Here is a 10488-nt window from a genome sequence, read left to right as displayed (position 1 = left end):
CTGCCCCACCACCTCCCAGACCCCCCGGATGAGCTGGGCCCGCTGCCCCCCAAGAACCCGGGGGCGCAGGCGGCTGTCGTGGTAGATGTCCAGCTTGACCGGGGCCAGCACCCCCACATCGGCGGCCACCAACGCCCCGCGCAGGTCCCATCGGCCTCCCAGGTTGTAACCCCGCCCGTTCTGAATAACGCTGAATATGGCGTTGGCCGAGTACAAAAGGCCATCCGTGCGGAAGGCCCCAGCCGGGCGGCTCCTCACGCTCTCATCCCAAAGCTGCTTCAAAGCAGTCTGGCCGAACACCGCCGAGATAAGCTCATAACGGGCGGCCTGGTTCAGGATGGTCCCCGCGTTGGCCAGGTTCAGCCGCTGGCCGCAAAGCGAAACCTCCTCCTCCCCGGCCCGCAGGGCCCTGTAGCTCCTGTAGGCCTGGGGGTCATGTTCGCAACCGGTGGTGAAGTACACCGTGTCCTCGCCGTAGGTGTAGAAGCGCGGGCGGTAGCTGTTGTCCCGCAGCCAGCGCTGCAGCTCGCTGCGGTTGAAGTTGGCCACCTCGGTGAGGGTCAGGTTGGGCCGGTACCCTACCCTTTCTGCACCGCTTCCGCACCCCGCCTGGGCGGGGTTGGCCATGCACTCACTCATAGGCCGCTGCAGGCGGTTGGTCCCCAGCAGGTTGAGGTCGGTGGCCTGGAAGGTATCCACGCTCAAAAAGTCCCCCATCAGGATGTTCCCCCCGGCAATTAGGTTGAGCTGGGGGAGTTGGCTAGGGTCGCGGTAGTCGCAGTCCTGCAGGGCCTCCCCCTGGCCGCAGTCGTAGACCAGGTCGCCCAGCACATAGACGTTGCCCCGGGCCAGGAGGGTGCCGTTGCCCCGCACCCGGCCCCGGATGACCACGTCCCCGTTGACGAAGATCGTACCGCTTAGGGTAATGGGCCTAACCGAACCATCCAGGATGACGTTGCTGCGGGAAAGGCCCAGCGCCGCTGAATCAAGCGTTTGCACACCAGAGCCTCCAGGCCAGGCGATGGCGCTGGGATTGACCACCGCCGCCGCTTCAATCCGGCCGGCGGTGTAGCTCTCGTTGCGGCCTTGTAGGCTCGAGCGTACCTCGCTGAGCCACTCCTGGTCATCAATCTGGCGGTTCCCGTTGGCATCGGGAATTGGCAGGGGAAACGAGTCGGGCAGCTCACCGTCGGGAAAGCGGCCCCCGAAGCGGGCCAGGTCGCGGCTGGTGGGGTAGTTGAGGTAGAGGTTCTGGGGGGTGGCGCAGTTGCTGGGGATCGAGCAGTCGGCAGCAGTGGGGGGCATGCGGGTAGTGGAGCGAATCTGGGTCTGGCCGGGCTCGAGGGTGGTGTAGTAACGGCTGGAAAGGCCAGCCCCTCCACCGTACTGCCGGCGCACCTCCCCCCGGACGAGGAGGGGCCCGTGCACCCCCCCGACCTCCTGATCGTCCCGGGTGACCAGGTCCTCCAGCACCCCCACCTTCACCCGCCGCCACCAGGTGCTGGGGTCGTCGGGGCGGGGCTCGCCCCGGAAGGCGTCCATGCTGCGGGCCTCCAGGTGGCAGAAAACGCAGTCGGCCTTGTTGGTCAAAAGAGCGTACTCAAAGGGAAAAGGGGCGTAGGTCACGCGAAAAACCTGGCGCAGCCGGCGGGTGGTGCCGTCGGAGAGGGTTCCGGTGGAGATGACCACCAGCTCAACCTGGGGCTCACCCGAGCGAGCGGTGTCCCGCCGGGAAACCAGCACCTCAAAGCGGCCCTCATCCCCCAGGTTTCCCTCCATCCGGAGGGTTCCCCCATCGGCCAGGCCCATCCCGTCCAGGGCCTGACGGTACGCAACCACGCTGGGCGAGGTGGCCTGTTCTAGGGCCTGGTACCAGAACCGAACCACTGCCCGCTCGAGGCCAGCCTCAGCAATGAACTGGGCCTGCGAGGTGCGCAAGGCGTACTGGGCGTTGCGACGGTTGCTGAGGGAGGTGAGGGCGGCTATGCTCACCACAATCACCACAATAAAAAGGAAAACCAATGTGGAAACCAAGGTGATTCCTCGGGGGATGCGCATGGGAAACCTCCGGAATAGACACGTAACGCCACCTCCACTATAGCAGCCCCGCCCACCACCTAGAGCAGGCCCAGCGCCCGGGCCCGCTCCAGGGCCTCCACCCGGTTGCGCACCCCCAGCTTGTCGTACAGGCCCACCAGGTGGTCTTTGACCGTTTCCGGGGAAATCCCCATGAGGCGGGCCATCTCCTTGGTGGAAAGCCCCTGGGCCATCCAGGCCAGCACCTGCTGCTCTCTGGGAGAAAGCCGGGGCAGCTCGGGGGCCCTCAGGCGGGGTTCTAAGCCCCGCTCGAGCCGGCGCAACCGCTCGGCCAGCACCTCCGGCGGCAGCTCCTTTGACCAGTAGGCATCCGCCCCGGCATAGGCAGCCTGCTGGACCAGCACCGGCTCGCTAAAGGTGGTCAAAAGGGCAATAAGCCCCCGGTACCCTCCTTCCCGCAGGGCCTTAGTGGCGGCGATTCCGTCCATCTTGGGCATCCGCACATCCAGCAACACTCCATCAGGCAAAAGCGCCAAACCCTGCTCCACCGCTTCATGTCCATCGGCGGCCTCCCCCACCACGCTGAACCCCTCCCGCTCCAAGGCAACCCGCAGGCCCATGCGGAATAGGGGATGGTCGTCGGCGACCAAAAGGCGCATTAAAAACAGACTACCCCAAAACCCAAAGGGCTGGGGTAGCCGTAGGGAAAAGCCCTAGTACACCTGCTCGCGCTGGCCGAAGCTCAGGGGGGTGGCCACACTCACCTGAACCACCCCGGTGGTGGGGAAGAAGGGGGGTGCGCGGTCCTGCATCCGGGGGTCGTAGGTGAACTGCCGGGCGTAGCCACTCACCATCTGACCAGTTGAGCTGTTGAACTGCCCAAAGGCCCCGTAGGTGTACTGGATGATACCGCCCTGCAGGCGAATCGCTCCCCTGGGGTCAATGCTGGCGTAGTTCTGGACGGTCACCTCACCCCTGGAGGCCATAAGCACCCCATGGATGGTGAGGTCCTGCAGGGAGTTGTCGGTGCCGTTGCCCAGTAGGATGTCCCCGTCTTGGCTGTAGACCCCTAGGATGTTGTCGGCGGAGAGGTTGTTGCAGGTGGGTCGGACGACCGTGTTCCCGCTGCGGGTCGGGGTGCCGCTGCAGGCCGGGCTCTGGTACTTGAGGTCGCCCCGTATCTGGATGTTCCTCCCACTCCCGGCGTTGACCACGGTGATCTGCGCGAAGGAGGCCAGCGCTGGGGGAGCAGTATTGGGGTTGCTGCTGCTGGCACGGGCCGGACCGGTGAGGTTGTCAATGCTCCCCTCAGCAAAAATCACCCCGTTGAAGCTGGGCCGCACCAAGAGCCACGAGCTACCCACCCAGCGGTAGAGCGCTCCATCCGAGCCGTAGCGGTAAAGCTCGCGGTCGGTGCCGGTGCAGGATGCGGTGCGGCAAACCTCAATGTACTGGTAGGGCGAGGTAGCCGGGGTGCAGACCCCCGAGCTGTTGCAGGTGGGGGTTGTCCCATTGGCATCCCCCGCGTACAGGGTAAGCCTGGCCACACCAGAGTTAATGTACAGCCCTCCCGCTACAGCGGCGTCGCGCTGGTTCTGGGCGTTGGCCGGCATGGGGATAAACGGCTCCTGCCAGTTCACTTTGGGGTTGCCGTCAAAGGTTGGCGCGTGGGTCACCCCCCCACTGGTCCAGGAAGGGGCGTTGGGGTTGGTCATCTGGGATGGGGAGAGAAAGGTGGTGCTGCTGCCTGAGCCAAAGAACGCCCCCGGGCTGGTGCTGCCGTTGCATCCGCTCACCCCCGCGTCGGTGCAGCCTGCGCTGGTTACGTAGCCCCCGAACCAGGGGTTGAAGGAGAAGCGAAAGCGTTCGTTGGTATGTACCGGACCATCAAAGAGGGTACCGCTGGTAAACCAAACCGCGGAATTGGACTTGGTGCGGTGGCGGTTGGTGAAGAGCGCATAGCGAGCGAAGCTGCCGTTGGTCAGCAAGAAGCGGTACTCCCCTTGCACCAGCACGTTGCGTTGGTAGGGGGTGCCCGGGGAGGCTGTCACCACCATTACATAGGGCAGGGCGTAACCCTGGGTCTGGCGGGTCAGGGGCGTGGCGGGGTTGTTGTCGTTGTCCACCACGTAGCCCGATGGCAGCTCAGCCCCGGCAGGGAAGGGCTGGCCACAGACCGAGGTCCTCACAAAGTAGATGCGCACCTGCACGGTAGCCCCTGAGCCATCCGGCGCGAAGTTCTGGTTACAGATCAGGTTGTTAACGCTGGCCTGGAGGCTGTCAGCCAGCAGGGAAAGGCGGGAGGCCACCGTGGCCGGGTTGGGCAGCACGTCGTTCCCCCCGTAGTACCAGATGTCGCTGGTGCTAATCCCTCCCACGCTTGGGTTGGCCGAGCGCACCAGGGTCTCCAAGCTGGCCCGCACCTCGTTGGACAGCAAGGCCGAGGCGGCCACCGCACCCCCGCGGGCCAGGTTGACCGCCTGGGCGAGGGCGGTGTTGTCCCGGCTGGTGCGCAGGTCGTTCATGGTACGGGTGAAGACCAGCCCGCTCACCACGCTCAGCACCAGGATGATGGTCAGGGCCACCACCATGGCGATGCCTTGGGGTCGCTTCATGGATTGCATAGGCTCACCACCTTAGCGTCGTAGTAAAGGGCATTGATCATGTCCACCTGGCCGGTATAGGTGCGCTCAACGGTGCGGCCCCGCAGGGGCACTTGGACCCCCAGGGTAAACTGCACCCGTCGCAGGGCGTACTCCGAGCCCCCGCTGGTGAAGTAGGTCCGCACCTGGTTGTTGACCAGGTATCCGCTTGGGTTGCGCTCCTCGCTCAGGGTAGAGCCGGTACGCTTTCGGTAAACGTAGTCAATGCGGAACTCGCTTATGTCGTAGGCCACATCGGTGGGGGCGGCATCCCCTTGGGCCTGGTACACCAGCTTGCGGTTCGCAGCATCGTAGCTGTAGCCCAGGAGGCTGACCACCGAGGCCAGGGTCTGGGTGGTCAGGCTGATGGGCAGGTTGGCGCAGGTGGTCACAACGGTGTAGAGGTTAAGGCCGCTGGCCACCGGAGCGCTGCCAACACGGGTCACCACCACGTTGCCGTTCCCATCTATGAGCAGCAAGCGGCTTCCCGCTGGAATCTCCCCACTCAGCGTGGAGGAGTTGCTCACCAGGGTAAAGCTAGACCCCGAGATCGCGCTGACGGTGTAGCCGGCCCCCCCCGCAACCTGCGCAAAGGAGATGCCGGTGGTGTTGCTGTTGAAGGGGGCATTGGTAATCACCGCAAAAGCGGAGGTGCGCAGGTCCTGGCTCAGCACTTCCAACACCCGGCGGGCCTTGTTCTGGGCTGTGCTGATGGCCTCGTTGGACTGGTTGAGCTGGAGCCCCTGGACGCTGGTGCTAAAGGCCATGGCCATGACCACCACCAGCACCAACAGGGCCAATAGAAGCTCGAGCACGGTAAAAGCGTGGGTTCGCAAGGTCTCCTCCCTCAGTTGATGTTGGTCACCACTTCGCTGCCCGCCAGGGCTGGGGCGGGCCCAATGATGCTCTGTTGCACGCAGCGCTCCCCCTCGGGGCTCTGCCAGCACACCTCAATGCGGTACTGGCTAATCTGCCAGCCGCTTCCTGCCCAGGAGGGGGCCCCTTGGTTGGTTATGCTGGCCCGGTACAGGGCAATGTTGCCAAACTGCCGCTCCTGGGTCAGGGTGGCAAAACCGATGCTGGCGTCGTTGAGCTGGCCGTAGCCCCAGCTAAGGCTCTGGCCCTCTGCAGGCAGAGCCCGGTCGTCGGCCTCGAGTATCTGCCGCCCGAGGAAGACACCGATCTGATTGGCCTGAGCGCGGGCCCCCACGATGGTGGTCTGGCGCATGTTGCCCACCAGCAAGGTGGTGAAAAATCCCAGCACCACCGCCAGCGCTCCGGCAGCCACAATAACCTCTACGAAGGTAAGGCCCTGGTTCCTCATTGCCGGCGCACCTCCCCGATTAGGGTGGCGGTAAGGGTAAAGGTCTGGCCATTGGCCGAAACGGTGAACTGGCGGTTGGCAGGAAAGCTGCTGGAGAAGATCACCTTGCCAGGGGAGGTGAAGGTGGCCAGGGTGCCCTCGCTCAGGCTGCAGCTCACCCCCGAGGGAAGGGTGACGCTGCGCAAGACGCTGCCATCGGCCTGGGACTGCACCCTGAGCACGTTGCCGCTGCGGACCAGCAAAAAGTTGGTCCCCCCCCGGCTGGCCGCTGCGGTGGCCCCCTGCCAGAAAAGCTGGCGAATTTGCTCTACCGTGGCCAAGGCCTGCTGGCGCTGGGCCAGGTTGCGCACCTGGGCAAAACCAACGCCTATGGCCACTCCCAGGATGGCCATGACCACGATTAGCTCGAGCAGGGTAAACCCCCCTGCAGAGCGAAGCGGTCGGTGAATAGGTCCCCACATAGCCTCCTAAGTTTGGGGGGCCTTTTGAGGGCAGCAAAACCCCCAAATGGGGGGTATTCCGTTACGTTAGGTCAAAGGAGCCACGACCCTCGCCGGAGCAGCCCCCGTTCAGAAGGCCGCTTTCCCAAGGCGGGCAGCTCAGCCCCTTATGTGCAAATCTCACAACCTGCCATAAGGCCTAAGGCCTCATAGGCTCTATCCAGATGCGCAGCCGGCTGCCCTGGCCAGGGGTGCCCAGGTTCTCCAATCGACCGCCGTGGGCCTCGGCCACCCGCCGGGCCACATAGAGGCCAAGCCCAGCGCTCCCGGCCCGCACCCCCCGCAGGCGCTGACTGCGAAAGGGCTGAGAGAGTACCTCCAGGCTATCAGGAAGCCCCGGCCCATCATCCTCCACCTCGAGCCACCCCTCCCCCGCCCGGAGCACCACCCGGCTTCTGGCGTGGCGCAGGGCGTTGTCCACCAAGTTAGCCAGGGCCCGCTCGAGCAGGAGCCGCTCCCCTCGAGCCTGACCGGCCCCTTCGATCTCGATCCGCAGCCCACGCTGGGCGGCCTGCGGGGCGTAGCGCAAACGGAAGTCTTCCAAGATGGAGCGCAGGTTGAGGGCCTCTGGCTGAACCCGGCGGGTCTCCAGACGGCTGGCCACAAGCAGGTTCTCCACCAACAAGTAGCTACGGTAAAGCTCGTCCCGCAGGGTTCTCAGTAGCTCTTTACGCCTCACAGGGCCTATTCGGTCGGCTTCTTCCAGGTACTCTAGGCTGCGCAAAGCGGCCAGCAAAGGGGTCTTGAGGTCATGGGTCAGGGCCGCATAGGTGGCCTCGCGGGCCTCCAAAAGCTCCCGCAAGTAGGCCAGCAGCTCCTCAAAACCTTCTCTGAGCTGGGCAATTTCGGGCGGCGGGGGTTCCTTTGGGGTAGGCAGGCTCAGCTCGGCCAGGGTGCGGCCGCTGCCCCGTAGGTAGCGCAGGCTGCGGGTAAGCTCGTCCACCGAGCGCAACAGAGCGCTGGCCAATCCATAGCCCGCCAAGGCGGCAAGCCCTGCAAGCGCCAACAACCAAAGCAGCAGGAAAACCCGCCCCAACCCAAACGGCCCCTCGGAAGAAAACAAAAAAGGCAGCACCACCACCAGGTTGGGAACAAAGGCCAGAAGGCCGATAACCCAGGCTAGCTGGCGCTTGAGCGGCATGGCCTAAGTCTATTACCCTAAAGCCCATGGACTTTGGCGACCTGGCCCTGCTGCAGGACCGGCAAGGCCGCACCTACCTTTTTCGCCTTCAAGAGGGTGGGGCCTTCCATTACCACCGCGGGCTGATTCGCCACGAAGACCTTCGGGCCGCAGGACCTGGGGGAAAGGTGGTGACCCCCCACGGGGAGGTCTTTACCGTGCATCGGCCCAGCCTCGAGGACTACGTGCTCAAGATGCCCCGCGCCACTACCCCCACCTACCCCAAGGACGCCATCACCCTCTGTTTGTTGCTGGACCTGGCCCCAGGAATGCGCGTACTGGAGGCGGGCTCGGGCTCGGGGGGGCTGACCCTCTTCCTGGCTCGGGCGGTAGGGCCCACAGGCCAGGTCTACAGCTACGAGGCACGGGCCAAACACCAGGCCCAAGCCCGGCGCAACCTCGAGGCCTACGAGAATTGGGGCAATGTGGTTTGGACCCTGGCCGACCTGGCCGAAAGCGAGCTGCCCCCCGGGTTCTTTGATGCCGTGGCCCTGGACATGATGGAACCATGGAAAGCCCTGCCGGCCATCACCCCAGCCCTCAAGCCGGATCGCTTCCTGGCCTGCTACCTGCCCAACCTCACCCAGGTAATCACCCTCCTGCAAGCCATTGAAACCGAACAGCTTCCCTACCTGCACGAGCGCACCCTCGAGGTGCTCCACCGGGAGTGGGACCTGCGGCCGCCGGTAGCCCACCCCAGGTTCCAGCAGGTGGGGCACACTGCGTTTTTGGTACAGCTCCGGCGCATCCACACCAGCTGAGCGAACAGGGGCCCTAACGTCCAAGCTCAGCGCGTATGGGCCTGTCTTGCGAAAAGCTCAGGTTTAGCAGACAAAGCCGGCACCCCACACACCCCAGCGCCTTGGGCATCGCCAAAACCCGGACCCCAAAGACCTGTTCTACAAGGGTTTGGGTTGGGCGCCCACCAAGAACCTGGGGGCAGGTCGTTTTTCGCTTGTGCGCAAGCTTCACATGCTAGAATAGGCCACAATGGCTAACCTGAAGGAGAGGCTATGAAACACCTTTTGTGCGCGGCGCTTGTGGTTCTTTCGCTGGCCTCGGCACAGCAAAACCAGGCCGCGGCCCAGCAAACCTTGCAGCAGGCCCAAGCCGCCCTCGAGGCCGGACGGCTGAACGAGGCTGTGCAAGGGTTTGAGGCGGTCATCGCGCGCGACTTCACCAACTACAGCGCCCACTTTGGGCTGGGCTTGGCCCTCTATCGGTTAGGCGACCTGCGGGGCGCGGCTTTTGAGTTCACCCAGCTCACCGTGCTGGACCCCAACCGCTTTGAGGGATGGTTCAACCTAGGGGTGGTGCGCGACCGGCAAGGGCAGGCCGCCGAGGCCGCCGAGGCTTTCGCCAAGGCTGTAGAGGTGGGTGAAAAGGCCAACCTGGGCCCCGCTGATCTCAAACCGGCCTATGTGGGCCAGGTAAAGGCCCTGCGCAGCCAAGGGCAGCACGAGGCCGCGGCCAACGCGGCCCGAAGGGGCCTGGAAAAGCTGCCCGGCGACCCCGAGCTAACCTCGCTGCTGGCCGACAGCCTGGTGCGGGCTGGAAAACCCCTAGAAGCCCTCCCGGTGCTCTACCAGATAATCAGCCGCGAACCCGGCAACACCCAGGCCATCTCCCAGATAGCCGATATCTACGTGGCCCAAGGCCTGCCCCAGCGGGCCCTGCGGGAAATTGACCGAGGTCTAGAGGCTGCCCAGGACAACAGCGCTCGAGCCCAGCTCCTCCTCAAAAAGTCCACCCTGCAGCAGGACCGTGAGCAGACCGCCTCGCTGCAGGAGGCGGTGCGCCTTGATCCCAAGCTCTGGGCCGCCCACTACAACCTGGGGGTGGCCCGGCTGCGGGAGGGCAACGCCAGGGGAGCATTGGAGTCTTTCCAAAACGCCTACGCGCAAAACCCCGAGGAGCCCCGGGTCTTGCTGGGCCTGGCCACCGCCTACGACCGGCTGGGCCAGGCCGCCGAGGCGGGGCGTTTTGCTGCCATGGCCGCCCGCCTAAGCCAGGGCAATGAGCGGCTTGAGGCCCTCTTCCTACAGGGCAAGTCGGCCTACACCTTGCGCCGCTACAGCGAGGCGGTGGAGCTGCTCTCCCAGCTCACCCAACAAAAACCCGACAACGCTGAGGCCTGGTTCCTTCTAGGGGTCTCCCAGTTCAACCTAAAAGACTACGCCGCTGCCGCCGCTTCGCTCGAGCGGGCCCAAAGCCTGGCCCCCAGCGCGGCCACCGCGGCCAACCTAGGCGCTGCCCTCTACTCGGCGGGCCGCTACTCCGATGCCGAGCGGGTGCTCTCCCAAGCGGTAGCCCTGGACAACCGCAACCCGGTGGCCTGGTACAACCTGGGCTTAGCGCTGCGCTCGCTGGGGCGCAACGCCGAGGCCCGCCGGGCCTGGCAGCGCTCCGCCGAGCTGGGCTACGCCCCTGCGCGTGAACTCCTGCGGTAGATTGTTGGCATGGGTTGGCTTCGCACAAACTGGCTTGACGCGTTGATTTTCCTCCTGGTGGCCCTCATTATGGCCGGGGTGGTGCTCTTCCTGACCGGGGTGAACCCCTTCGCGGGGCAGCAACCTTCTGCCCCACCCGCCCAGCCCACCCCACCGCAGACGGCCCCAGTCCAACCCCAACCGGTCACGCCGCCCAACCCGACCCCGGCCGAAAAAACCCAAAGCGAGCCGGTGGTAACGGTGCAACCCATCCCCCAGGCCAGCAAGCCCGTGCCGGTTCCCCCTCAGGTGAGCAGCAGGCCCAGCCCGTCGGAGGCCCCCAAAGCCCCTGTGGCAACCTTCCCCTCCCAACCCC

The 10488-nt window shown here is 65.0% G+C and carries 9 protein-coding genes and 1 pseudogene; 3 read left to right on the top strand and 7 right to left on the bottom strand.

The genetic code is table 11. From position 1 onward, the window contains the following. From Mlute_RS12015 to Mlute_RS11985, 7 genes are all read right to left on the bottom strand, one after another. Positions 1 to 2058: septum site-determining protein MinC (locus Mlute_RS12015; protein ID WP_119360870.1), on the bottom strand; the 2058-nt coding region annotated here is incomplete at its 3' end. A gap of 59 nt (positions 2059 to 2117) precedes the next feature. Next, positions 2118 to 2696 carry a response regulator transcription factor gene (locus Mlute_RS12010; RefSeq protein WP_119360869.1) on the bottom strand — a complete coding sequence of 193 codons (579 nt, stop codon included), beginning with the start codon at positions 2694 to 2696 and terminating at the stop codon, positions 2118 to 2120. Between the two features lie 54 nt (positions 2697 to 2750). Then, positions 2751 to 4652 carry a DUF4900 domain-containing protein gene (locus Mlute_RS12005; RefSeq protein WP_245958957.1) on the bottom strand — a complete coding sequence of 634 codons (1902 nt, stop codon included), beginning with the start codon at positions 4650 to 4652 and terminating at the stop codon, positions 2751 to 2753. Continuing rightward, entirely contained in the window at positions 4649 to 5515 is an 867-nt protein-coding gene (locus Mlute_RS12000) for a hypothetical protein (RefSeq protein ID WP_119360867.1), read from the bottom strand. The genes Mlute_RS12005 and Mlute_RS12000 overlap by 4 nt, the downstream gene beginning before the upstream one ends. An 11-nt stretch (positions 5516 to 5526) precedes the next feature. After that, entirely contained in the window at positions 5527 to 6003 is a 477-nt protein-coding gene (locus Mlute_RS11995) for a type II secretion system protein (RefSeq protein WP_119360866.1), read from the bottom strand. Continuing rightward, positions 6000 to 6464: a type II secretion system protein gene (locus Mlute_RS11990; protein WP_119360865.1), complete on the bottom strand. Its 465-nt coding sequence runs from the start codon at positions 6462 to 6464 to the stop codon at positions 6000 to 6002. The genes Mlute_RS11995 and Mlute_RS11990 overlap by 4 nt, the downstream gene beginning before the upstream one ends. Positions 6465 to 6642: 178 nt before the next feature. Next, entirely contained in the window at positions 6643 to 7644 is a 1002-nt protein-coding gene (locus Mlute_RS11985; RefSeq protein WP_119360864.1) for a sensor histidine kinase, read from the bottom strand. Between the two features lie 26 nt (positions 7645 to 7670). Between Mlute_RS11985 and Mlute_RS11980 the strand changes: the two genes are divergently transcribed. From Mlute_RS11980 to Mlute_RS11970, 3 genes and pseudogenes are all read left to right on the top strand, one after another. Beyond that, a complete protein-coding gene (locus Mlute_RS11980; protein WP_119360863.1) occupies positions 7671 to 8444 on the top strand; it encodes a tRNA (adenine-N1)-methyltransferase in 774 nt (257 codons plus the stop codon). Positions 8445 to 8696: 252 nt separating this feature from the next. Further along, positions 8697 to 10133 (top strand): tetratricopeptide repeat protein, encoded by a 1437-nt coding sequence (locus Mlute_RS11975; protein WP_119360862.1) that lies wholly within the window; start codon positions 8697 to 8699, stop codon positions 10131 to 10133. A gap of 9 nt (positions 10134 to 10142) precedes the next feature. Further along, a pseudogene (locus Mlute_RS11970) lies at positions 10143 to 10488 on the top strand (SPOR domain-containing protein); the annotation flags it as partial.

It is taken from the genome of Meiothermus luteus (assembly GCF_003574085.1).
Classification (GTDB): domain Bacteria; phylum Deinococcota; class Deinococci; order Deinococcales; family Thermaceae; genus Meiothermus; species Meiothermus luteus.
Note: the sequence above shows the minus strand (reverse complement) of the source record. Positions and strands in the feature narration are given on the sequence as shown.